At 45.0% G+C, this 24,576-nt stretch carries 20 protein-coding genes and 1 rRNA gene; 11 read left to right on the forward strand and 10 right to left on the reverse strand.

Features of this window, described 5'->3' with window-relative positions; translation table 11 throughout:
* Both JMA39_RS07840 and gmhB read right to left on the reverse strand, forming a co-directional pair.
* Positions 1–116: ribosomal RNA gene (locus tag JMA39_RS07840) — 16S ribosomal RNA — on the reverse strand; the annotation flags it as partial.
* An 869-nt stretch (positions 117–985) separates the two neighbouring features.
* Entirely contained in the window at positions 986–1,540 is a 555-nt protein-coding gene (gene gmhB / locus JMA39_RS07845) for a D-glycero-beta-D-manno-heptose 1,7-bisphosphate 7-phosphatase (RefSeq protein ID WP_202721315.1), read from the reverse strand.
* Between the two features lie 164 nt (positions 1,541–1,704).
* On the opposite strand from gmhB, the gene JMA39_RS07850 reads away from it, so the two are divergent.
* Together JMA39_RS07850 and JMA39_RS07855 are read left to right on the forward strand one after the other, a co-directional pair.
* Positions 1,705–3,009, forward strand: a complete 1,305-nt coding sequence (locus JMA39_RS07850) for an aminopeptidase P N-terminal domain-containing protein (RefSeq protein WP_202721316.1) — start codon at positions 1,705–1,707, stop codon at positions 3,007–3,009.
* A gap of 225 nt (positions 3,010–3,234) precedes the next feature.
* On the forward strand, positions 3,235–4,431 hold the full coding sequence (locus tag JMA39_RS07855) for an APC family permease (protein WP_237732736.1): 1,197 nt from the start codon (positions 3,235–3,237) through the stop codon (positions 4,429–4,431).
* A gap of 176 nt (positions 4,432–4,607) precedes the next feature.
* On the opposite strand, the gene JMA39_RS07860 is transcribed toward JMA39_RS07855, so the two are convergent.
* The gene (locus JMA39_RS07860; RefSeq protein ID WP_202721319.1) at positions 4,608–4,832 is read right to left on the reverse strand and encodes a hypothetical protein; all 225 of its coding nucleotides are present in this window, start codon (positions 4,830–4,832) and stop codon (positions 4,608–4,610) included.
* A gap of 269 nt (positions 4,833–5,101) precedes the next feature.
* On the opposite strand from JMA39_RS07860, the gene JMA39_RS07865 reads away from it, so the two are divergent.
* Entirely contained in the window at positions 5,102–6,631 is a 1,530-nt protein-coding gene (locus JMA39_RS07865; RefSeq protein ID WP_202721320.1) for a phytoene desaturase family protein, read from the forward strand.
* Between the two features lie 38 nt (positions 6,632–6,669).
* Positions 6,670–7,905, forward strand: coding sequence for an FAD-dependent oxidoreductase (locus JMA39_RS07870; protein WP_202721323.1), 1,236 nt, complete (start codon positions 6,670–6,672; stop codon positions 7,903–7,905).
* Positions 7,906–8,142: 237 nt separating this feature from the next.
* On the opposite strand, the gene JMA39_RS07875 is transcribed toward JMA39_RS07870, so the two are convergent.
* Positions 8,143–9,408 carry an NAD(P)/FAD-dependent oxidoreductase gene (locus JMA39_RS07875; protein WP_202721325.1) on the reverse strand — a complete coding sequence of 422 codons (1,266 nt, stop codon included), beginning with the start codon at positions 9,406–9,408 and terminating at the stop codon, positions 8,143–8,145.
* Between the two features lie 30 nt (positions 9,409–9,438).
* Positions 9,439–10,479, reverse strand: a complete 1,041-nt coding sequence (locus tag JMA39_RS07880; protein ID WP_202721326.1) for a proline racemase family protein — start codon at positions 10,477–10,479, stop codon at positions 9,439–9,441.
* Between the two features lie 177 nt (positions 10,480–10,656).
* On the opposite strand from JMA39_RS07880, the gene dapA reads away from it, so the two are divergent.
* The 5 genes from dapA to JMA39_RS07905 all read left to right on the forward strand — a co-directional run bounded on the left by dapA (position 10,657) and on the right by JMA39_RS07905 (position 16,237).
* Positions 10,657–11,571 (forward strand): 4-hydroxy-tetrahydrodipicolinate synthase, encoded by a 915-nt coding sequence (gene dapA / locus JMA39_RS07885; protein WP_202721327.1) that lies wholly within the window; start codon positions 10,657–10,659, stop codon positions 11,569–11,571.
* Between the two features lie 111 nt (positions 11,572–11,682).
* Positions 11,683–12,684: a 4-hydroxyproline epimerase gene (locus JMA39_RS07890; RefSeq protein ID WP_202721328.1), complete on the forward strand. Its 1,002-nt coding sequence runs from the start codon at positions 11,683–11,685 to the stop codon at positions 12,682–12,684.
* Between the two features lie 42 nt (positions 12,685–12,726).
* A complete protein-coding gene (locus JMA39_RS07895; protein WP_202721329.1) occupies positions 12,727–14,292 on the forward strand; it encodes an aldehyde dehydrogenase (NADP(+)) in 1,566 nt (521 codons plus the stop codon).
* 108 nt (positions 14,293–14,400) lie between these two features.
* Positions 14,401–15,072 carry a GntR family transcriptional regulator gene (locus tag JMA39_RS07900; RefSeq protein ID WP_202721330.1) on the forward strand — a complete coding sequence of 224 codons (672 nt, stop codon included), beginning with the start codon at positions 14,401–14,403 and terminating at the stop codon, positions 15,070–15,072.
* Positions 15,073–15,172: 100 nt separating this feature from the next.
* Entirely contained in the window at positions 15,173–16,237 is a 1,065-nt protein-coding gene (locus tag JMA39_RS07905; protein WP_202721331.1) for a ketoacyl-ACP synthase III, read from the forward strand.
* A gap of 140 nt (positions 16,238–16,377) precedes the next feature.
* Here the strand turns inward: JMA39_RS07905 and JMA39_RS07910 are convergent, their stop codons facing one another.
* Entirely contained in the window at positions 16,378–16,962 is a 585-nt protein-coding gene (locus JMA39_RS07910; RefSeq protein WP_202721332.1) for a lecithin retinol acyltransferase family protein, read from the reverse strand.
* A 291-nt stretch (positions 16,963–17,253) separates the two neighbouring features.
* Between JMA39_RS07910 and JMA39_RS07915 the strand changes: the two genes are divergently transcribed.
* Both JMA39_RS07915 and JMA39_RS07920 read left to right on the forward strand, forming a co-directional pair.
* Positions 17,254–17,790 carry a heme NO-binding domain-containing protein gene (locus tag JMA39_RS07915; RefSeq protein ID WP_202721334.1) on the forward strand — a complete coding sequence of 179 codons (537 nt, stop codon included), beginning with the start codon at positions 17,254–17,256 and terminating at the stop codon, positions 17,788–17,790.
* A gap of 14 nt (positions 17,791–17,804) precedes the next feature.
* Positions 17,805–19,544 carry an ATP-binding response regulator gene (locus JMA39_RS07920; protein WP_202721336.1) on the forward strand — a complete coding sequence of 580 codons (1,740 nt, stop codon included), beginning with the start codon at positions 17,805–17,807 and terminating at the stop codon, positions 19,542–19,544.
* A gap of 21 nt (positions 19,545–19,565) precedes the next feature.
* Here the strand turns inward: JMA39_RS07920 and JMA39_RS07925 are convergent, their stop codons facing one another.
* The 4 genes from JMA39_RS07925 to JMA39_RS07940 all read right to left on the reverse strand — a co-directional run bounded on the left by JMA39_RS07925 (position 19,566) and on the right by JMA39_RS07940 (position 24,539).
* Entirely contained in the window at positions 19,566–20,243 is a 678-nt protein-coding gene (locus tag JMA39_RS07925) for a 3'-5' exonuclease (RefSeq protein ID WP_202721338.1), read from the reverse strand.
* A gap of 56 nt (positions 20,244–20,299) precedes the next feature.
* Positions 20,300–22,147 carry a DUF294 nucleotidyltransferase-like domain-containing protein gene (locus JMA39_RS07930; protein ID WP_202721340.1) on the reverse strand — a complete coding sequence of 616 codons (1,848 nt, stop codon included), beginning with the start codon at positions 22,145–22,147 and terminating at the stop codon, positions 20,300–20,302.
* A gap of 162 nt (positions 22,148–22,309) precedes the next feature.
* Positions 22,310–24,103, reverse strand: a complete 1,794-nt coding sequence (locus tag JMA39_RS07935) for an amidohydrolase (RefSeq protein WP_202721342.1) — start codon at positions 24,101–24,103, stop codon at positions 22,310–22,312.
* A 76-nt stretch (positions 24,104–24,179) separates the two neighbouring features.
* On the reverse strand, positions 24,180–24,539 hold the full coding sequence (locus JMA39_RS07940; protein WP_202721344.1) for a hypothetical protein: 360 nt from the start codon (positions 24,537–24,539) through the stop codon (positions 24,180–24,182).
* Positions 24,540–24,576: the final 37 nt, after the last annotated feature.

Genomic DNA, 24,576 nt, shown 5'->3' on the forward strand with positions numbered 1-24,576 from the left:
TCACCCGTCCGCCGCTCGTCACCTCAGGAGCAAGCTCCCTTGTGTTACCGCTCGACTTGCATGTGTTAGGCCTGCCGCCAGCGTTCAATCTGAGCCATGATCAAACTCTTCAATTAAAGTTTTTTTGCTTCACCTCGAAAGGGTCAGCGGCTCAACGAATTCTGTATTACATATTGCTATGAACACTCATTCATTAAGTAAATTTTTGACTGCTTCGTTAGAAGACAGTTTCGAATAACTTAATCTCTGTGAGTGTCCACACAGATTTGCTTGTCATATTGTTAAAGAGCGTGAAGTCGTCTTTCAGACTTCGCCTTAGACGCTTAGGTCGTTTGGCTTGGGGTGTGTATTCTACACATCCAGTTATTGGCGTCAAGCGTTTATTTTAAGAATTCATTCAAACGATGATTATTTACCACTCTCGTGTTAACAAGCATCTAATAAAGCTCTTAAAGCGATTGCCACCAGGTTCAAATCTCTTTCGATTTTTTAACCTCACTCTATTCTTTTTCATAAAGAGAAAGGAGTGACTGATTTGCGCTGCAAGTCCTTTGCTACCTAGCTTTTGCTAAGAGCCATTGGCCTGCTATGCCGTGTCAGTGGATGCGCATTATAGGGATGTGAGATGAAAGCGCAAGTGGCTTTCTTAATAAAATTAGAACATCCGAATCAAATGAACATCATTTGCGCGAAACGCTGTTTTAAACGGCACGCCAGCCGATTTAATGGGCAGATTTGATTAAAGGAGCAGTTCGTCTCGTAGCTATTCTTTAATGCAAGCCGCTCCAAAATCCGACTTTTAGAGGTGGAAGTGAATAACTAAAGCATTTAGACAGAAGCTAAAAACAAAAATGCCCCTACTATGAGGGGCATTTATATTCAATTTACTGATTACACATACATAAGTACCAGTAGTATGTACAAGCTCATCTTAACTAGATAGTTCACAGTATAAGTAAGGGGTAGTCTAAACTTTCTTACTCGGCTAGGCTTGACTCGCAAGATAGGCTGGCACATCCGCAATCGAATCTAATACGACTGTTGCTGCAGCAATTGCATCATCGGTAACTGATTTACCGGTTCTAACCAGAATGCGTGTCGGTACGCCCGCCGCCTCTGCCGCTAACATATCATCACGCTTATCACCCACCATGACTGACTGAGATAGATCAATTTTTAAGAACTGAGCCGCCGAGTTAAGCATGCCCGGTTTTGGTTTACGGCAGTCACAATCGATCTTATATTCGCCAATGCCCTTTTCTGCATGATGCGGACAATAATAGATACCATCCAACTCAACACCTTTATCTACAAAGTTCCAATCCATCCATTCCGTTAATGAATGAAACTGATCTTCGCTATACATTCCTCGAGCAATGCCAGACTGGTTAGTGACAACGGCAAGTAGATAGCCCATCTCTTTGAGGGCCGCACATGCATCAAATACACCGTCTATATATTCAAAATCGTCAACCTGATGTACATAACCATGGTCTAGATTGATAACGCCATCTCTGTCTAAAAATACCGCTCGATTCACAATACATTCTCTCTAATATGCAATAGCTATTATTATTTCACTCATTACAAGAAATTGCACCGTGAACTTGCTATAAAGCAACGAATATCGTGTAATGGATAAAATATACATTTATTATTTTAAAAATATTAACCGCTAAAAACAGCGGTAGTAGGAATAACAAGATGTCTGCTCTCTACCAACAAAGACGCGATGAGCTACTAGCTCTGTTACCAAATAACAGTTTAGTCATCATTTCTGGCTACCAACAGAAAGTACGTAGTAAAAATATCAAATACCATTTTAGACAAGATAATGACTTTCTCTATTTAACCGGATTCGATGAGCCCGATGCCATCGCATTACTGATTAAAGCAGATGTAAACCAGTACATCCTATTTTGTCGGCCAAAAGATCCCGCTCAAGAGGTCAGCTTTGGCGCACGTGCGGGCATTGAAGGTGCCGTTGAGAAACACGGTGCCAATAAGGCTTATACACCGGCTGAATTCGAAGACACTCTATTACCTCTGCTGCAAGGTATTAACACACTTTATGTGGGTGATGAGTTGGGCCGCTTCTCATCACAGCTTGTTGGCTGGGCTAACCATCAACGACATCATTGCTCTTTTGACACTCCTAAGCAGTTCACCTCGATTAAGCCTTTAGCCGAAGTACTGCATGGGATGCGTGTCGTAAAATCCGTTGATGAGGTCAAAAAAGTTCGCGCTGCCGTGGCGGCGTCAACCGCAGGCCATAAAGCGGTGATGCAAGCGTGCAAACCTGGCGTTAATGAACGAGAGCTCTCTTCATTATTTGATTTCACTATTGCAAAGTTTGGCTGCAATGATGTTGCCTACCCCAGCATCGTCGCTGGCGGTAATAACGCTTGCTGCCTGCATTATGAAGAGAACTGCTGTGAATTAGCTGATGGACAGATGCTCCTTATCGATGCCGGTGGTGAATTTGAACATTACGCTGCGGATATTACTCGCAGTTACCCGGTAAATGGCACCTTTTCAAAGGAACAAAAAGCGATCTACCAATTAGTGCTAGATGCGCTAGATCAGGCCATCGCCAAGGTGAAACCAGGGGCGACTTGGAATAGCCTTTATGAAACCTGCATGCAGGTGATGGCAGAGGGGCTTAAGGAGCTTGGATTGTTAAGCGGCAGCATTGAGGAGATTATGGCAACTGAAAGCTATAAACGCTTTACCGTTCATAAGACTGGCCATTGGCTAGGTATGGATGTCCATGATGTTGGACCATACCATGATCAGGACGGTAACTGGCGCACACTCGAAGCGGGCATGGTATTTACTATTGAGCCGGGGATTTATTTCCCGAAAGATGCACTCGATGTATCCGAAGCCTATCGTGGCATGGGGATCCGTATCGAAGACGATATTTTGGTCACTGCAACAGGCTATGAGAATCTGTCTATCGATGTGCCCAGAACAATAGAGGAAATTGAAGACTGTATGGGAGCCTAATATCGTCTTCACACAAATTAAGATAGGTGTAGCTCTCTTGGATTGCACCTATCTCTTATGTCGCTACTCGAGCCACGCTCACTGTTAGCCCCATAGCGAGTAAAACCACTGCCTCAATGTACTACACTAAAAGCAGTACTTATGGATCAGTGAATACCCGTTCCCATGCAAACTTATAAATCGGTTACCAGAACATCCCGTTCCCCTTCAGCCAAAGCTACCCCCTTGGCACGTAAGATCGGTCTGCCTCTACTGACCCTTTATGGGTTGGGTACCATGCTAGGCGCGGGGATCTACGTTTTAGTCGGGAAAGTGGCGGCCTATGCAGGTATGCTCGCACCGCTCTCGTTTATCGTTGCCGCAATTATCGCTTATGTAACGGCATTGAGTTACTGTGAGCTGGTCTCTCGCTTTCCTCAAAGCGCTGGTGAGGCTTGCTATGTTGAGCAGGGGTTCCATCGCCGTTATTTTGGCATCATTGTCGGTTATCTTGTGGTGTTTACTGGCATAGTGTCATCTGCAACGCTCATAAATGGCTTTGTGGGCTATTTAAACCATTTTGTCGAACTCCCACGCCACTTCAGCATATCTGTAATGCTTGTATTACTCGGACTTATCGCGATATGGGGCATTGCCGAGTCCCTCTGGTTCGCGGCCTTGATAACCGTCATCGAAGTCTTCGGTCTGTTACTGGTCATAACTATTGCAGGCAGCGCGCTCCCCGCCACCTTAGATCTACAGCAAGCTTTTATACCTGAAAGTACACTCTTATTAGGAGGTGTGCTCAGCGGTGCATTTCTCGCCTTTTATGCCTTTATCGGCTTTGAAGATATGGTCAATATTGTTGAAGAGGTTAAGTCCCCAAGCAAAACCATGCCAAGGGGAATAATACTGGCATTTATTAGCGCCAGCTTACTCTATGTGATTGTGGCGTTAGTCGCAGTCTTCTCTCTTCCCTTAGAGCAGCTAGCGGCCTCAGATGCCCCACTTAAAGATATTCTGGTCCGCCATCATCCCCTGGCTGGAACCCTAATCAGTGTCATCAGTCTATTTGCCATTCTAAACGGCATATTAGTGCAGATCATCATGGCAGCCAGAGTACTCTATGGCATGGCTCATCAAGAGCGAGCTCCTGCTTTTTTCGCCAAAGTAAACAGCAAGACACATACGCCGATCATCGCTACCATTATCATCACCGCAATTGTTTGCTTTTTCGCACTCTGGCTGCCTATTGTCACTCTGGCCAAAACCACCAGCTTTATTATTCTGATCATTTTTGCTTTAGTTAACCTGTCACTTTGGCGTGTCCAGCGCCAAATGGTCAAAAATAAGGAGAATAGCCGCAAAGGCTGGCCGATTACTGGTGCACTGCTGTGTCTTTTCCTACTTGGAGTGCAAATCTTTAGCTACTTTTTCACCTAAAATAAGACCCATTTAAGCAAAATTAAAACAAGCGAATGCTGTGGAGCACCATGAAAAACAACTTCAGTCTCGCACTCCCAACAAAGACACCCAGTCAATGGCTCTGTGCTATAACTCTACTGCCATGCTCTTAAGTGCAATGTTCTTACCGCTTTGAACTCTGCTAAAGATAGTGACTAAAAGTTCGACTTAGCCCAATCGCTGAGTTGGCCTAATGGTTTGGGAAAGCCTAAGGCATAAACAAAACGATTTTCACTATCTTCAAACACATTTGTATTCACCGCGAGTAAAACAAAACCTTCATCTAATAATGCGCTGGCATCCTGACTGCATTCAGTTTCGACTATCTTTGTTATTTGAAGAAGCACTTCTTGAGCGTTATCCATTGTAAGTTTGTCCATGATAATCCTTATACTCCAGAGTCTATAACCATTGTAGAGTAAACAAACTAAGGTGACGTCAATCTATCTCTAGCCTATCGCGTCACCCACATTTCAGTTAGCGAACAACCTACCCACGACCTCGGCCTAGGTGCAGCCAAGTGCCGTCCCTAAAATCGGGATCCTATTTGCTGGCTATCATCACGCAAACTACAATCATAGGTACTAGGGTGATGCCCCACACAGCTGAAAACAGCGAACCCTGCCCCACCAGCCAGATGGAGTCGATAATGGATACAGACTACTTAATTGTCGGTAGTGGTATATCCGCATTAGTGTTCGCCGCTCTGAGTGCAAAATCGGGTCGTAAAGTGGTGCTCCTAGAAGCACATCAATATCCTGGTGGCTTCGGGCACACTTTTCCCATAGGCAAGCATTACAAATTTAATGCCCAACTTCACTATGTATGGAACTGTGGCGAAGGAGAAACGGTTAACCAAGTTCTCAAGAAGCTACAACTCGATCAGAAGGTAACATTCGAGTCATTCGACCCACAAGGTTTCGATCATATGCGCATGCCTGGGTATCAACTCGATATTCCCTATGATTCAGAATTACTGCTTACCCGCCTAGAGTCCCTGTTTCCTAAGCATACCAAGCAATGCCGTGCATTTTTTGATGAAGTCAGACGAACGGCCGATGGGTTAACTGTGTTATCTGGTGACGAACGCTTTAAAAATATCTTCAAAAATCTAGAAAAAGCCGCAACTGCATACAGGAACATCAGATTTACTCTGCAGCAGATGTTTGACAAACATAAGCTGCCACTGGAGGCGCAAACTCTGCTCGCACTTCAGTGGCCCGATTTTCTGCTTCCACCAAATCAGCTGTCATTTTGCGCTTGGGTGCTGCTTTTTACTGGGTATCAGAGAGGAGCCTATTATCCGACTCATCATTTTGAACATGTGATCGACTCATTAGTCGATACTATTGAAGATAATGGCGGTAAGATCTTCTATCAGACACAAGTAGACAAATTTATTCTGGAAGATAATCGCGTTGTAGCTGTTGAAGCCACCGATCTTAAAACTAATGAAACTGTGCGTTACTCGGCAAAGTGCACCATCTGTAATATGGATCCTAAAAAAGCCGCCCATCTTATCGGCATTGAAAAGTTCTCTTTAAAGCTAAGAAGTCAGCTTAACTATGACTATTCGGCTTCTAACTTCATGGCTTACTGTTCGGTTAAAGATATTAACTTAGCTGACTATGGCTTTGGTAAGTGGAACACTTTTCACAGCAGTCACTTAGATCTCAATCAAGCCTTTGATGCCATGTATCGTAATCATGATTATTCGGCTCCCAGTTTCGCCATGTCCACTCCAGACTTTTTAACGCAAGACAGATCGGATAGACCCGATGGCCAGCAGATTATCGAGTTCGTCACCGTTGCCGATTACCAATATTTTAAAGATTTAAAGGCGCGCGACCCAAGAGCCTATAGGCAGAAAAAACGAGCGATATTCGATGCCATAGTCAGTACGGTTGAAGAGCATTACGTGCCAAACTTTAGAGAGTACTTATCCTATAAAAACACGGGTAGCCCGACAACGAATGAAGATTTCTGCTGGTGTCCTAAGGGTAACTCATACGGCTCGGCAATGACGCCAAACAATTTCAACCTCTGGCGATTAAACCATAACAGTTCACTGAAAGGGTTCTACTTCTGTAACGCCTCCTCAGGATATGCTGGATTTGCTGGCACATTTTGGACCGGAGCCAAGTTGTATCAACATCTGAGTGGTGAGCGTATCCTCTAGGTTAACTAGCATTACAAATAGGTCATAGGGAGGACGGAATGAAGTTTGCGATCATTGGAGGTGGCGCTAGCGGCATGGTAACCGCCTACTACCTGAGTAAACAGGGTCATACTGTGAACGTATTTGAGAAAAAAGCCACGCTAGGCGGACACATACGCACGGTAAACAAAAACATAAAAGTCCCTAATGTGCCACAAAATATCACTCTGGAGGGCGGTGTCGTAGAGTTTTCCAGTAACTTTAAGCACTTCATTTCCTTGATGGATGAACTCAATGTTAATCTCGAGCCTCTCGAGGTTGGTTCAGCGCTCTTTAAACGTAATAAGAAACGCTTTCTTTCCCCCTCAGTGATAACGGGTAATATAAAAGGCTTAGCCTTTATCCTTGAGTTTTTCAAACTCGCTTATGTTTATCTCTCTGCGAACTGGTTATTGCTGCAGATATATTTCAAACCCTCATCTTCTCTTAGAGACAGGCCTTTTGCGGACTACGTCAGTAAACATCAGGTGAAGAACACATGGTTAAAACTCTTTACTATGTATTGTTTCTCTATTCCCTACAAAGCCATCACTAAGGTTCCTGCAGAGTTAGCGTTTAATATTTTTCGTCGCTATTTTTGGGCCAACTGGAAACGAATAGATGGCGGGGTCTACAGCTATATCGAGAAAATAGAGCGCCTTTTAAACGGCAAGGTCATCCTTAATGCGGAGATAGAAACAGTGCTCCGCTCCGATAGTGGCGTCACGCTGCAATTTGCCGATGGCAGCAGTGAGCATTTCGACAAACTCATTTTAGCCGTTCCACCAGATCAAGTATTACGCTTAATATCCGAACCAACAGCTTCAGAAGTGAAGTTCTTCTCCCCTTGGAAAGCGAATATAGCCAAAACAGTACTGCATCGAGACCCGCTGATTTACCCTCGCTTCGAAATAAGCCAGCCATCGGAGTTTGATTTTTTTCAAACCCAAGCAGGATGGGGCTACAACGCGAGCTTAACTCGGATCTGTAATCTACCGAAAAAACCGCAATACAGCTTGGCCTATAACATTGATAATTTGATTGCAGAACAAAATATCCTGCAAACATTTGAGCACCACACCCCGCTCTATAGCGTTGATGCTTTTCAATATCGCCGTAATATTATCGATAACAATGGCAACAACCACACCTACCATGTCGGTGCCTATCTCTATGACGGTCTACACGAGGGCGCTGTGCTGTCGGCCAAGAAAGTGGCCAAATTAGTACAAAAACGAGAGAGTAATGAACATTAACAAGCCGTCATTTACAAGAGTAGACAGTCTATTTAAACGCCCACCAAGTAAAAAACCATCGAGCTAAGTCGATGGCTTTTTACTTATACTTGGACAGTTTTTACAGCCTTATACAAATTAACCGTAACCAGCAAATGCAAGCCCACGTGCCAATATGAAGCGATATAGAGTAAGAAAGAGATGAGCACTGTGCTCTCAATGATAATCAACTTCCATATGCTCGATGCTAGGCTAACTCTAACTAAACCTATCGATTCGATAGGGGCTTAAGTCAATATCAGCCTGTTTACCTAATACCTCTTGAGTGAGTAACTTAGCGGTAATCGCCGACCAGGTGAGCCCCAGATGCTGATGACCGAAAGAGAAAAATACATTCGACTGCTTCTGGCTACGCCCCAACACTGGCAGGCTATCAGGCATCGATGGCCTAAAGCCCATCCAACGCTCACCATCCTCAACGGATGCATCAGCAAATAGCTCCGGCAGAAGTGCCTTTGCATGAGGAAACAGGCAATTTGCCCTTGCCTCAACTAAAGGTGCCTTCAGACCACCAAATTCGACCGTGCCTGCTAACCTTGTGCCACCCTGCATAGGGGTAATGATGAACTTACGATTATAAGAGGCAACCGGACGAGACAAGCGGCTGCGCTGCGGCATCATCAAATGATAGCCCCGCTCTGTTTCCAGAGGCACCGAATAGCCTAGCTGCTTAGCAAAAGGTTTAGACCAGGCACCGGAGGCAATAATCAACCGTTCGGTGGTATGGCTACCTGAGTTTGTTTCCAGCGTAATACTCGAATCTGTATTAGAGCTCTTTATCTTCACTAACTCTTCGGTAACCACCTCTCCTCCCATCTGTTTAAATTTCGCTTCTAGCGCCAAACATAAACGATAGGGATCTTCTGTATGGCCCACATGGGTAAAGTACAAAGCATTGGTGATATTTGAACTCAACGAAGGTTCTAACGCCCTGACTTCATCACCATTCAATAACTGAACTTCAACCCCCGCTTCGGCATAAGCACGAAACTCTTTGTGTACTTCCTGCTGCGATGTACCTTCAAACACCAACAAACTTCCATTCAAGATGAGTAGCTCTTCACAGCCACAAAACTCAGCAAGGGATTTCATCGCTGCGATAGAGTCTTGATTAAGCGCCTTAATCGCTCGACTATTCTGACTTCTACGTGAAGGCAACATATTGTGTAGGAAACGCAAAAACCAAGGTAGCGCTTTAAAAAAGTACTTAGGTTGAATACGAAACGGCCCAAGCGGATCCAGTAGCATGCCTGGCAGCTTAGGTAACATGGCAGGATCCGCTAAAGGAAATACCTGCTCGGTGGCAAAGTGACCCGCGTTACCCTTTGAAGCTCCCGTGCCCGCGCCCTCTTTATCTACAACTGTGACATTAAACCCCGCTCGCTGCAGCTCAATTGCCGCAGCTAATCCCACAATACCTGCGCCAACAATGGTCAATGTGTCAGGGTGCAACTTATTGCTCATAATCTTTCTCCACTCATTTTACTGACACAATTAACGCAACATAAAACCGTTTTGAAACACATCATCGGAGTCGATAAAGAACTGATGCTTACCAGTAATATAAGAGCGACCCGAAACCTCTGGGATCACCGCCTGCTTACCATGAAACTCAGACACCGCCGAGGCGCTAACAATCATTCTGCCATCGACAATACTTTCTATCATCAGCGGCGTATTTAGTTCGACCTCACCCTTGGCATGTAAAAGAGCCACTCTACCTGCAACGCCTGTTCCGGTTGGCGAACGGTCCACTTCACCATCAGCAAAAATACACACATGACGTGAGTGAGCCTCGGGATTAGTTACCTTTTTAGAGGTAAAGATAGTGCCATAAAGAAAGCTTAAATCTTCTTCTAATGGGTGCGCTAATGGATGAACAGCCATGACCGCATGTTTAATTCTGCGGCCGATATCAATCAGCTGTGCCACATTATCTTGCCCACAACTAATGCCATGTGCATCGGCATCGACATAGGCGTAATAGGCCCCGCCAAAACCGATATCATAGTTAACCAGACCAAAACCATCGACATTAACACTGCAATCGAGATCATCGGCCCAAGAGTCTACATTCTTAAAGCTAGCATGAATTTTATCCTGCGGATCACGGTAGGCCTTGGCGGTAATCAAACCGGCTGGTGCATCGATTTTAATAATGCGTGGCTCTTGCCCTAACTCGATAGCCCCTGTTTGGCACATCACCTTAACTAACGCCAAGATCCCATGACCACACATGCTGCTATAGCCTTCGTTATGTAAAAATAGCACCCCAAAATCGGCATCAGGAGTCACAGGCTCTGTAATCAATGCGCCATACATATCCGCATGCCCTCTAGGCTCATGCATCAATAACTTACGATAAGCATCCAAATTTTGTTGCACATATTGTCGCTTCTCTAAAATAGTCTTGCCCTTAATCTCTGGATAACCTGAAATTATAATCCTTAACGGCTCCCCTTCTGTGTGAGCATCAATGGTGACAAAATCTTTGAAACTGCTCGATAATTCAGGGCTTATTGTGACCGACTGCATATTTTTATTGCTCCATCGTTAATATTTGGATATTGTATACAATAATTCTTGTGGTTTTGGTAGCAGAATTTCATATACATTCCCAATACAAAAGGGTTTCATTTTGAAAACATGCGTATACAATATACCAACCCACATATAACTCCAAACGCTACACAGCAGTAATAGAGGCTTAATATGAAAGTAAATTGGCAAGGTGTTTTTCCAGCAATCTCAACGCAATTTAATGAAGATGGTTCAATCAACTATGAGTCAAATGCTCGTATGTTGGAAGATCTGATCAGAGATGGTATTGACGGAATTATTGCTTTAGGCACGATCGGTGAGAACGCCTCTCTAAGCCCTGAAGAAAAGCGTGAGTTCATCAAGCATACCGTTGAAACAGTAAATGGCCGTATTCTTGTACTATCTGGTTGTACAGAAAACACCGCAGAAGCGGCATCTTTGTACGCTCAAGATGTAGAGAAGCTTGGCGTTGATGGGCTAATGCTTCTTCCGGCTATGGTATACCGTGGCACCGACCGTGAAGTGGTAACCCATTATCAAACGGTAGCGCGCTCAACTAAGTTGCCGATCATGATCTACAACAACCCTGTCGGTTACGGCGTAGATATCAACCTAGAGATGACCGCGATTCTTGCTGAAGAAGAAAACATCGTTGCTATCAAAGAATCGACTACCGATACCCGCCGCCTAACAGAACTACAGACTCGTTTCGGTGATCGTTTCAACATCCTATGTGGTGTTGACGATATCGCACTTGAAAGTCTTTTCCTTGGCGCAACAGGCTGGATCTCTGGTCTAACTAACGTATTCCCACGTGAATCAGTGACGCTTTATAAGCTAGCTCGCGCTGGTCGTATTGAAGAAGCACGTGAAATCTACCGTTGGTTCATGCCGCTACTGCGTTTAGACACTATCCCAACACTTGTTCAGTGCATCAAGTTTGCAGAGCAGATTGTGGGTCGTGGTAGTGAAAATGTTCGTCTACCGCGTCTTACACTGATTGGCGAAGAGCGTGCATACGTTGAGCAGGTAATTGCTCATGCGTTAGAGACTCGCATCAATCTAGACAAGTACAACATCGACTAATAAAAAGTCTGATCGCCAATAAGCCAGCCGTTTAATGCAGATTAAGCGGCTGGCTTAGCTCACTCTAACAACAATAGCGATAACAATAACGATAACAATGGAGTGTTTTACATGCTGAAAGGCACTTTTTTTTGTGTTGATGCCCATACCTGTGGCAACCCGGTTAGATTAGTTACCAGCGGCCACCCTCACCTGCTTGGCGATACCATGAGCGATAAACGCCAACATTTCCTTCGTGAGTATGACTGGATCCGTAAAGCCTTAATGTTTGAACCTCGCGGCCACGATATGATGTCCGGCGCCTTTCTTTACCCTCCTTGCTCTGACAACGCCGATGCATCCATTCTCTTTATCGAAACCAGTGGCTGTTTACCTATGTGTGGCCACGGCACCATAGGCACAATCACTGCTGCCATTGAATCCGGCCTGTTAACTGCCAAAACGCCAGGTCGATTGATTATCGATGTCCCAGCTGGGCAAATCACCATCGATTATCAACAAACAGGTCAAAAAGTCGACTGGGTGAAAATTTATAACGTAGCCGCTTACCTCGCCCATAGAGACAAAATCCTAGACATTCCAGGGCTCGGTAAACTTAAGGTCGATGTCTCTTATGGTGGCAACTACTACGTCATTGTTGACCCGCAGGAAAATTTCCCCGGTCTTCGCCACTGGAGTGCGGGAGATATCCTAAAGTGGAGCCCTATTGTTAGAGAAGTGGCCCAAGAGCAACTCACTTGTATCCATCCAGATGACCCAACCGTCAACGGCGTCAGCCATGTGCTTTGGACGGGAGACACCATCAGTGATGGTTCAGATGGTGCCAACGCGGTTTTCTATGGCGACAAAGCTATTGACCGCTCTCCTTGTGGCACAGGCACCAGCGCACGTCTTGCACAACTATTTACCAAAGGCTTACTCAGTGTTGGCAATGAATATACCCATGAAAGCATTATCGGTAGCCAGTTTGTTGGCCGCATAGAAGCTGAAACCACGGTCGGTGAACACAGAGCGATTATGCCGAGTATCAAAGGCTGGGCAAGAATTATCGGTAATAACGCCATCACAGTAGATGATAGCGACCCTTATGCCTTCGGCTTCCAAGTAGTGTAACCCTAAAAATTTCTAATTGAGCTTTAAAACTCAGGAGCAAACATGACAGATTTAACCCAAGTTGAGATTTCAGGTCAGCACTTTATTAATGGTAGCTGGACCAAGGAGACAACTGACTTCAGCAGTACCAATCCAGTGACCAACGAAGCACTCTCGTTTCGCTTTGCTAACGCTAGCAAAAGCATCGTTGCCAGTGCGACGGCGGCGGCTAAGCAAGCCTTCGTTCAATACCGCAGCCTTGCGCCAACGCGTCGCGCCGAGTTTTTAGAGGCGATAGCCGATGAGATCCAAGCTGATATTGCTGCCATTACTGAAACAGCCCATTTAGAAACGGGTTTACCGATGGCGCGTCTACAAGGTGAAACTGGGCGAACTTGTGGTCAACTGAGACTGTTTGCAGGCAACTTAAGAAACCCTATCGATAACCGCTATGTGGATCTGGCTAACCCAGAAAGACAACCGTTGCCAAAGCCTGATACCAGACTGACAACACTACCATTAGGGCCAGTTGCCGTATTTGGCGCATCTAACTTTCCGCTAGCATTCTCAACTGCAGGCGGCGACACGGCATCGGCACTCGCCGCTGGCTGCACCATTGTTGTAAAGGGACATCCTGCACACGCTGCGACGAGCGAGCTGGTAAGCCGCGCAATCGAACTCGCTGCCGTTAAGTGTGATATGCCAAACGGCGTATTTAACTTGGTACAAGGTTTTGCACCTGAAGTATCGACTACACTCGTGACTGATCCAGCTATCAAAGCCGTAGGCTTTACCGGTTCACTCAAGGTGGGTCGTATCTTAGCAGATCTATGTGCAGCACGTGCAGAACCTATTCCATTTTATGGTGAGCTTGGTTCAATTAATCCGCAATTTATCTTGGCTAATATTCTAGAAGAACAAGCGGAAAGCCTTGCATCGACTCAAGTACAATCTATGCTGATGGGTCACGGCCAGTTCTGTACTAGCCCTGGCGTAATCGTAGCAGTGAAAGGCGATGCCTTAAACCGCTACAAGGCGACACTGGCTCAAGATATTGCATCTCAAAGCGCAGCCAGCATGCTAACTGCAGGCATAGCCAGCACTTATCAAGCACAGATTGAAGCACTACTGACAAACCCAAAAGTCGAGCTTATCGCTCAAGGTGAGTCATCGCCAGCCAACCACTTCACCCGCCCTACGGCGTTAAAAGTCACTGCAGCTGACTTTATCGCTTCAAATGCGATTCAACAGGAGGTGTTTGGTCCCTGTGCGGTATTAGTCGAGTGTGATGATAGCGCTCAAATGCAATCCATTGCCGAGCAGCTTGAAGGACAATTAACCGCCACACTGCACGGTCTAGAGCCAGAACTGGCTGAAAATACAACCCTCATTGAAGCCATAGCCTTTAATGTTGGGCGCTTAATTTTCAATCAGATGCCTACGGGTGTTGAGGTATGTCATTCTATGAACCATGGTGGTCCGTTCCCTGCTAGCACCGACGGTCGCACCACTTCTGTTGGCTCGACGGCGATGGCGCGTTTTGAACGTCCAATCTGTTATCAAAACATGCCGCAAGCGCTGCTTCCTACTCGTGTTCGAGAAGGAAATGCAGGCGTAAAAACTTTCTAAAACAGTCAAAATTTGAAGGGGAAACCATCGGTTCCCCTTTCATTATTTTGACATTAGCGGTACCCTAGGACGGATCAACTTGTATAAATAACAAAAATATCGGGAACTATGAGCAGAACAACACCTATCGTCCATAAAACTCGCACACAAATTGTGGTCGAGGTGCTTAGGGAAAAAATCCTCTCCGGCGAAATCGCGGCAGGTAAACCCTTACGTCAAAGCGCCTTAGCCGATGAATTGAATGTTAGCAGAATTCCAGTAAGAGAAGCCTTACTGCAATTAGAGGCCGAAGGCTTAGTTAAGTTTGAAGCTCATAAAGGCGCGACAGCGACACTCTTATCTGCTGAACATGTCACCGAACTTTTTGAATTACGAGCATTGATAGAGAGCGACTTACTCGCTAAGTCGATACCAAACTTAAGTGAAGAAGATCTTAATCAAGCAGAAAATATCCTTGAAGAGATGGACGCTGCCTTCCAAGACGAAGACCAAGTCGAGAATTGGAGCGGATTAAACGCGCAATTCCATACTTGTCTTTATAGTGCAGCTAATCGTCCACATACACTTGAAGTCGTTCAAGGTCTCAACACTAGCTGCGATCGATATATTCGTTTACAGCTGTTTTTAGCAAGCGGTGTGCCTAAAGCTCAACAAGATCACCGTGAACTACTTGAATATTGTAAGAATAGAGATATTGAAAAGGCCGTCGAACTACTACGCGCACATATCTTACATGCTGCCGAAGCGATCCGCGTATTAGTTAGTCAACAAGACGACTAGCTCACTGTTTGATTAGCATAATCCTTGCTAAGCTTCACTTATACAGATCCCATAAGGCAGAGCTAAGGTTCTGCCTTTTTAATTTATAGAGAATACCTAGATGCAGTACGCCACTATTACTGGTTGGGGAAAGTGTGTTCCGCCTGCCACCCTAACAAACCATGATCTTGCAACATTTATCGAAACCTCAGATGAGTGGATTAAACCACGCACAGGCATTAGCCAAAGACACATCAGCCACGTCGATACGTCTGCGCTAGCCTCTGTTGCCGCCAAGCGTGCGCTCGCCGCCGCAGGGATCGATGGTAGCGAGCTCGATATGATTATTCTCGCCACAGCAACGCCTGACACCCTAATTCCGAATATTGCTTCAACCGTTCAAGCTGACATCGGGGCAACGTGTGCCGCATTCGATATCAATGCTGCATGTAGTGGCTTTTTATACGGCCTAGGCCTAGGTAGCTCACAGATCAAGAGCGGCCAGTGCAAGAAAGTGCTAGTGATTGGTGCCGAGCGTCTGTCATTCTTCCTAGACTGGTCTCGTCGTGACACAGCCGTACTGTTTGGTGATGGCGCAGGTGCAGTAGTTCTTGAAGCCACTGACGAAGCGATTGGCGTATTAGGCTACGAGCTTAATAACGACCCTGATGGCCGCGATATCCTAAAGGCTGGTTTTGGCACCGCGATGGATAGGTTTGAAGCATCATCGTTAGATTTCTACATCGAGTTTAATGGTCAAGAGATCTTCAAACGTGCTATCGCGGGTATGGGCAAACTCAGCACGAAAGTGATTGAGAAGTGCGGTATCGATAAAGAAGATATTGATTGGGTTATTCCGCATCAGGCGAATGAGCGTATTATCGATACACTGATTAATCGCATGAAGATCCCGAAAGAGAAAGCGGTAGTGAACATTGCTAACTACGGAAACACCTCTGCTGCGACGATCCCGATTGCAATTTGTGATGCCTTAGAGCAAGGTAAGATCCAGCCAAACCAAACGATTTTGTCTTGTGCATTTGGTGCTGGACTGACTTCTGCTGCGGCATTGATTAAGTGGGGCGATAGAGTCACACCGATCAACACTAGTGATGCAGAGCTACCACCTTGTGATAAGACTGGTATCGAACTTGTCGCTAAAGCAGTTAAGCATTTCTGCGGCTAAGCTAGCTCTTGCTCATAGCTGGTACTCATAGGCAATAGTCTTATCCCGCCAGTAATAGCGAATAGTATTAGCCAATAGCTAAATAAAAACACCGAACTGAGTTCGGTGTTTTTTTATGTCGGTGTTTGCAGAACACTTGGCTATGAGCACAAATCCAGTTCATCCCAGTAAACCGCCTCAGAAAAGTGTGTACCGATTCGATCGTTAAGCTTACTAAAGCTAGACAGGGCTATCTCTTCACCGCTTAAACAATGCCACACAAAGCGATGGCAGTTGTTGTCAAACAGATCATATTCCCGATAATTAAAAATGGACTGCTTCGCCCTATCAAGCACCTGTTCGCCAATTAAGGCTTGGTGTTGATGATTACAGGCCTGATAGATGCGACTTCCCGTGCGTCCGGCTAAAAAGCGCTCGACAGACACCGCTCGCACTAAACCGCTGCCATGCAACTCCACCAGCGTATTATCGCCCAACCAGATCCCAGTGTGCTCTATGACACCAAAGACGAAACAGCAGACTACGCCCCCAGGCTCTGGTGAAACCATCTTGTTACCCGTTTTCCACAGACTGGGGGCAAGCGCTGCCGATTGCCCCTGACGATGCTCGGCATTTGCCTTTCCTTGTCGACGCTTTAACGCTATCGACTTTTGCTTCTCTCGCTCTTCAGCGACAATTGCGGCTCCAACGGCCGCCGCACCTAACCAAATTAACGGAAATGCCATCTGCTCTTCCTATTTATCTCACTGAAACGACTGTCTCGCTAAAATTTGATTTTGAGTTCAAATAAAGCTAACTATAGATAATATAGAGAATGGCTTTCAGCCCATGAAGCATAAAAGTGTAACTAAGCCTTTCGCCACTTAATCCGTTTTAGCAAGGTTTCCCCATTTTTATGCAAATAAAAACTAGCTTATAAAAATCTCAGAACTCTAACTTAAATACGCGCTAACACATTGAATAGTCCATTTTAATACACTACCTTAAATACTAATGGTTTTATAAGGGAGCGATAAATGAAAGGGATCATCTTCGCAGAGTTTCTAGAGCTAGTAGAAAATTCTTTTGGGCTTGATGTCTGCCAAAAAATGTTAGATGAGAATAAAAATGACGGGGTTTACACTAGCGTTGGAACCTATGATCATAAAGATTTAGTCAATCTCATAATCAGCTTAAGTAAACTAACTGGGGTGTCAGTTGAGGAGTTACAACGGATCTATGGTCAATCCGTCTTTAAAACCCTATATAACAGCTTGCCTGGACTCGACGGTAAGGCTGACTCCACCTTTAGCTTTATTAAGAGTGTCGAAGAGTACATTCATATTGAAGTCAAAAAGCTCTACCCCAATGCTAACCCACCCAGCTTTAACTTTATCTCTTCCAGTAAGACGCAACTTGTTATGGACTACCAGTCTGCTCGCTGTATGTCACATGTATGTCTCGGGCTCATTCAAGGCTGCGCCGAGCACTTTGCAGAAAATATCGAGATTCAAATGGACCCCATTACTGCCGATGAGTCTCAAGTTCGGTTTACCATCACTTGTCTAGAATAGTTTGAGTGTGAATTATGCCAAATGATGAGTTCAATAGATTAACTGAAAAAGTTAACTTGCTTTCTCGGAAGATTGAGCGAGAAAAGGCCGCTAAAAAAGCAGCTGAAAAGCTTCTCGAAGAAAAAAGTCGTGAGCTTTATGCTGCTAAACAGCTTGTCGAAGACTCTTTAATGAATATAAAAGAGAAGTCTGAGCAAGATATCGCTCTGCTGCATTTCAAGACCTATCTAGAGTCTATCCTGCTTGATTTTAACCAGCTGTTTCTACAAAAACCAATTTCAGATCTATTACTACAGAGGCTTCTTGATGATCTCATTGGCATAGATGAAGTTAAAGCCTGCAAGATCCGCTTTAATGCACTCACCTCAGAAAAAAAAGCCAAGACATTTTACGCCGGCAACAAACGACTATTCCAGTCTGAACTCAAAGCAAACTCGGCACTCTACTGGAGTGAAGACTACCAACAGCTCAACATTATTATCAATGCCGAAGCTAACATTTTAGGGGGGTTAACCTTAGTCATAGATGCCCCTCGATCATGGCAACATACGATTGAAAAACAGCTCCTACTGTTTTGTGAAATGATTAGCGCCGCGCACAAACGCCAACAGTTACTCGCGAGAACCATTGAAGAGAAGCAACGAGCTGAGAGTTCTGAGCGTTCCACCAGAGACTTTGTAGCCATGATTAACCATGAGCTTAGAACACCTTTAAACGGACTTTTAGGTTCAGCAGAGCTAATGAGCGATACTCAGTTAACACTGCATCAGCGCCAACTGTTAAACACCATGCACCAATCTGGTGAACTGTTACGGGTGATCATCAATGACCTGCTGGATTTGAGTAAAATGAGTGCGGGTATGCTGCAGATAGTGGAAATAGACTTCTCACCTAGACAAGTTTGTACCATGATTTACGATATTTTTAAGCAAAGAACCGCAGAGTTTGGGCTCACCTTTGCGTTTAATTACCACACAGATCTGCCAGAGAGATTGCTCGGCGATCCCGATAGAATTAAGCAACTATTTGTAAATCTAATTGGTAACTCCATTAAGTTTACTCAATCAGGGAAAATAACCGTTGATATAGAGTGGCAAGATGGCCAATTCTGCTTTTCGGTGACCGATACGGGGTGTGGGATCCCTGCCGACAAAATAGATACCTTGTTTGACCCTTTTACTCAGGTCAATAACTCGAGCAATCGCGTCTACGAGGGAACGGGGCTTGGGCTAGCAATCTGTAAACACCTCGTTGATGAGATGCAAGGCGAGCTGACACTCACCTCTGAACTAAACAAAGGGACGCAATTTAACATTCGACTACCATTAAAGCTTGCACCACCCAGTCAAAAGCCAAACCATACTCACGAAGTTGATGTTGCTATCGATGCGATGACAGTGCTCGTGGTGGAAGATAGCCCTGTCAACCAAGTCTTAATAGAGATGATCTTAGCAAAATTTGATATCAAGCCTGCCATTGTTAATAACGGTCTCGAAGCGATAGAGTATCTTGACTCTCATGAGGTTGATGTGATCTTTATGGACTGTCGCATGCCTGTTGTCGATGGATTTGAAGCCACTAAACGATTGCGAAACAGCGGCTACAGTAAACCCATTATCGCCTTAACGGCGAGCACAACCTCCACCGAAACTCAGCAGTGCTATCTATGCGGTATGAATGGCATTATCAATAAGCCCTACCAGAAACAAGAGATCAGAAATGTACTGACAGAATGGTGGGCAAAGATCAAATAGCACCGCAATTATGACACAGAGTTAACCCAATAAGTCGAACAAGCTCAACTCATCGTTCCCCGCAATCCCTGCCATCTGCGCCAATAGCAACTCGCCGCAGGCAAGCGCATCAACGGCAGCATTATGGGCTGCATATACAGGCAAGCCATAACGCTGGCGACAGGCATCGAGCCTTAAGGTGCCCTCTTTAATGACATCGTGCTGCCTAAGTAAGCGTCTTTTCTCTACCGCCATGGTATCGATTGCCACAAACTGTATTGTCTGACCGTAACAACGTTGAATTTCAGTCTTTAAGAAGCAAAGGTCTAATGGCGCATGGTGAGCTACGAGCACATGCCCCTTAGTCTGCTCTAAAAACCACGCCATAGCCTGCTTGGCGCTAACCGCTTGGGTCAGTTGATTATCTAAGATCCCATGGATAGCAGCGCTGTCGCCAACACTGCCATCGATACTCACTAGAAGTTGCTGAGACTTCGCTACTTGCAGTAAACCATTATGAATTGGAATTAAGCCAATACTCAAAATTTGATCGAACTGACAGTCTAAACCCGTCATCTCAAGATCCACAGCCATCAAGGGCAGCTGCGATAGCGGCTTAGAGATCTGCGCCACTAATGCTCGATTATAATCGCTAATCACAGCCTCTTTGCAAAACAAGGCATTAAGCTGCAACCGTGTTTTTAAATACAAATTTCTCAAATTAACAGTCTCAATTTAGCGTCTCTTACCAACTCTATTTAGCACCGTCAACGACCCTAATAACTACGCATCATCTTAAGTTTTAGCCCAACTTGGCCATCGTGAACCACTTTAAAGGCGTCTCGCAACTGGTGGCGAACTAACGAGGAAAGGTTCTGAGGCATAAGGTAATTGGTCACAGGTAAGGACTGGGTATACTGGTAACCTTGATTGGAAAGGCGCATATGAGCGATAAACTCATGGGCATCGGCAAGGTTGAGCGCATCTTTGCGGTTGATGATACTTTGCTCCATCAAGGCGCGTATGCGTTTAGCGGTATTAACCTCTTTAATACCAGCCGATAACGCATACACCCGCGCGATATCGTTAATCAACGCATTGCCTTTATGTTTTAAATCGATACCTTTGACTTCACTGCCATCACGCTCAAGCACAAACTTTCTGAAAAAGCCTAGCGGGGGCGAGCTTGTTAGTGAGTTACCAGTTAAGCCCGCTAGGAAAATATCATTGTTTTTAGTGTTACTCAGTACGGCATCTTGCAGACCATCAAATAGTGTTTGCGGACCATAAACACTTCGCATATCAAAGAAGATACTGGCATGCATCAAGGCTTTTGGCTCGGGAGTATTAACCCATTTATCGAAGACCTGCTTCCATTTATCTAACGACATACGCCACTTTGGATTTTGCGCCATGATATCCCCAGGGCAATAAACATAACCGCACTCATCCAAGCCTTTACACACGGCATGTGACAAGGCTTCAAAGTACCCCTGAGCCGCCTCGTCAGGCTCATGAGCAAGCAGTAAGCCATTATCTTGATCTGAACAGGCGGCTTGATCTTGGCGACCTTGAGAGCCAAAAGCTAACCAACAAAAAGCCATGGGAGCTTCACCGAGGATCTGTTGATTGAGTACGATCAAACGCCGAGTTAGCGCATCGGTTACCGAGGTCAAAACCCGACCAATCTCTTCTGCTCTGGCATCGGCGCTGATTAAGTTTTGCAACAGTAGCGGGATCTGTTTACTGACCTGGATAAGGCTTTGCAGATCTTTTTGCCGCTCTATCTCACCTATAAGCAGTAAAGGTTGAGAGCTCTGGCCCCGCAGTATATCTGTGCTGGTCACCACGCCTGTTGTTACGCCATTATCCACCACCGGCAGGTGATGAATATTGTGCTCGCTCATCAGTAACATAGCTTCGAACACCAAGGAGTTAGACTCTATCGTTACAGGTGTCGTCGTCATAGCCTGATGCACGGGTAAACTACCATCTAGGTTTTCGGCTAGCACACGGTTACGCAGATCTTTGTCAGTTAAGATCCCAACAAGCTTGTTATTATCGATGACTAATACTGAGGAGACTCGGGATGCTCGCATCAAGCGACTCGCCTCTGCCACGCTCGCTTTCATATCTATCGTCAATGGCGAATGGGACATTAAGGTGCTGACCCTGCTTGTGGTCGTGAGCTCCTTTGCCTTAAACCGCCCCTGGTGACGTAAACGCTTGGCAAAGGCTCGATTAAAGAAACGGTCGAACTCGCGGCTCTCTTGGCGAAGGAAATCAAACATATTTGGCGGTAGGTGATAAACCAGCCCATCTTCAAGAATGGCGACCCGGTTACTGGCGTCCTCGCCAGATAAAAGCGAAGGGAAACCGAAGTAATCGCCCTCACCTAACCTATCGAGTAACTCGCCATTTTTGTCGCGCACTTCAAATGCACCGCAGCGTACGATATAAAGCTGAGGATTATTGGGGTCGAGCGGAACAAAACGAGAAGCTTTGCTGTAATAGCCGACACTTAAACTTTTACAACATCGATCCAGTGTCAAATTAGATAGGGTATCGAAGGGGACCAGTCCCTGTATAAAGTCTGTGATAGGTTGAAGCTCACTTGCATCCATAGATCGACTGCCACAATTCTAGATGATAAAACTATACCTAATTCAATCTAATGCAGATATTCGACTAATGGCGTAAGAGGAGTTCACTGAATAGTTAAGCGGTGTAGAAAAGAAACAAGCGGGCTTAATCGTGTCTATTAAGCCCTAGATAAAAAACCGTTATCAATGCTTCAGATTATTATCTTTATTGATAAGAATTTCACCATGAAAAACCGTGCCTAAAATAGTGATATCTTTGATTTCCATAGGTTCAACCTTTAATGGGTTGTCCTTTAATATCGTGAAATTAGCAGTTTTCCCCTCTTCAATTGTACCAATGGTTTTCTCAAGGTTTAATGTTCTCGCAGCAATTGAGGTGATCGCTTTCATTGCGGTATAGGCATCGATGCGTTGCTCTTGAGAAAGTAGGCTGTTGTTAGCCGTCACTCGATTAACAGCAGTCCAAGCTAAAGTCAGCGGTTCAACTGGAGCCATGGCAAAGTCTGAGTGAAATGAAACCGGCACTCCTCTGTCAGTTAACGATTTAACCCGAACCAGCGATTTAGCGCGTTCAGCCCCTAAGCCGTCTGTAGCATATTTATCTGCTAACGCCCAAAGGTAGAAAGGATTAACTGACGCTTCAATCCCTAAACCTGCAATCTCATCGGCTTGCTTATCAGTAAAATAGCCCATGTGGTGCAAAGTGAGGCGATGATCCTTTTTAGGAGTTTGCTGCTGATCTTCAGCGTTGTAATCCAGCACCTGCTGAATGCCGAGATCGCCATTGGAGTGAACATGGATCTTATAATCATTTTGCCAATATAGACTCAACTGCTCTTTAAACAGGGTCAGTGGCGTCATCCACTCTCCCTGATGACCATCGGGGTATCCATCCTTCATCTGCATCAAAAGCGAGTAGATAGCGCCATCGGCAAATAACTTAACCTGTTTAGGCAAAAATTTAATATTGTCTGTATTGTACTGCTCCGGCAGATTTTCCATCACTTCCATCGCTTTATGGTTGTCATTTCCCGCCATGGCATATAACTGAGTACCATTAGGGATCAGATAAACATCATAAGGTGGTTTTTTATCCATCTCCTGCTTAAGCAGATCATACTCCATCTTAAAATCTGAACTGGGAAAGCCAGGCTCAGCGATAGTCGTGATGCCATTTTTACGGATAAGTTGGCTCATCTTAGCTAAGCCCGTTTTATAGGACTGAGGATCAACCAGAATATGGCTAATCTTAGGCACTAAAGCTAACCAGCCTCCCTCATAGAAATGTCCATTTTTCCAATCGACCTGAGGGTTTCCGCGAAAATCACTCTCTTTAATACCAAACATCTCAATGGCGTTATCATTAAGAAATATCTCATGAAATGAGCGATGAATAACCGCTACAGGCTTATCCGGTGAAAGCCTATTGAGGATCTCACGATTTAGCTCACCGTGCCAAAGCTGGTGATAACCCCATACAAAGAACATCTTGTCAGATTTAGCATTGTCCTTAATCGACTGTGATAAGCGCTTAATGTAAGCCTCTGGGCTTTGCACACCTTTTTTAACCCCATCAGGAAGTACCCAATCATGAGGCGCTATCACTTCGTTTGGTAACATTAAGGCTGCAATAGAGGGGTGAAGATGAGGCTCAATAAAACCTGGCATCAGAGTATTGCCCTTTAGATCGTATTGGTCGGCTTTTCCCTCGAAGCGTTTAAGCGCCTCAGCTCTGCTGCCCGCGAATACAATTTTCCCTTCACGCTCAACAACAGCTTCGACATACTCGGGCTTATCACCAACCATGGTCAGGATATCGCCACCAAAGAAGAGAGTCTGCTGTAGCTGGTAAGGCTTGGCATGGGTACCTTGTTTAACAACGTCAGCTTGGAGATTGTGTTGCAAGGTTTTCGGTTTATCTTGACTGCATGCACTCAGTACGGCAACGAGAGCGATAGTAGTAATGATTCTAAACATAGGTGTCATCCTTTACGTGATAAAAGCTCAGAGTGAGCTAGATAGGTAACAAAATTAATCAATAAAATTTAGCAGCTTACTCAGCTAGCCAATTATCTATCGCTTTACGCTTCTCACGCTTGATATCACGGCTAACCTTATCTCTAATCTCATCTCTTGGATCTAAACCATCTTTTATTTTCTCTACTTTCTTTGCCGCTTTGCGCTCTGCCTTACTCAACTTATGTTTAGTATAACTGCCATCGGCAAGCGCCTTTGCACTCCTTTTTGCCTCTTTCAACTCATGTTCAGTACGACGAAGATCGTCTTTATACTCAGCTTTAGTTTCCTTAATGTCCCGATTCAGGCGCACAGCATCTTTAAGTAAATTCTGCGCAAATAGTGTCGGTGAGATGAGGGACATAGAGAGTGCAGCCAAGAGTAAACATTTTTTCATATCGTTAAGCCTTAAAAATTAAAGGCTGAATTATCTA

The organism is Shewanella schlegeliana (genome assembly GCF_016765635.1).
Taxonomy (GTDB): domain Bacteria; phylum Pseudomonadota; class Gammaproteobacteria; order Enterobacterales; family Shewanellaceae; genus Shewanella; species Shewanella schlegeliana.